Origin of the sequence: Paraburkholderia sp. SIMBA_054 (assembly GCF_046534875.1) — a bacterium.
Lineage (GTDB): Bacteria > Pseudomonadota > Gammaproteobacteria > Burkholderiales > Burkholderiaceae > Paraburkholderia > Paraburkholderia hospita.
The window spans coordinates 1-259 of the sequence record NZ_JAWRXV010001112.1 but is presented as its reverse complement, the minus strand read 5'-3'; the positions used below and the strand labels follow the sequence as shown (position 1 = coordinate 259).

Annotated in this window: 1 protein-coding gene; it reads left to right on the top strand. The window is 63.3% G+C overall.

Going from position 1 to position 259, the window contains the following annotated elements; genetic code table 11:
- Nucleotides 1–72 precede the first annotated feature (72 nt).
- The coding region (locus SB822_RS58605) for a hypothetical protein (protein ID WP_410859309.1) at nt 73–259 on the top strand (187 nt) is incomplete at its 3' end.

Sequence of the window (259 nt, the reverse complement as noted above, 5' to 3'; positions counted from 1 at the left end):
ATTGGATCCGACAGCAGCACGCAGGACACCACGTCGACGGTTGCCTACTCGCGTGGCTCAATGGTGGGCAGCTTGACGGGAAACACCACAGTTCTCGCGCCGGATAGCGTTGCGCATGTTCGCGGATCCACGATCAGCGCGCCCGAAGGACGCATCGGGATCCTCGCCAAGGCCATCAATGTCGAGGAGTCCACGACCCCGTACACCCAGCAGGATCGTACGACGCGCGAACAGAAGGGCCTGAGCGTTGGCGCCTCCG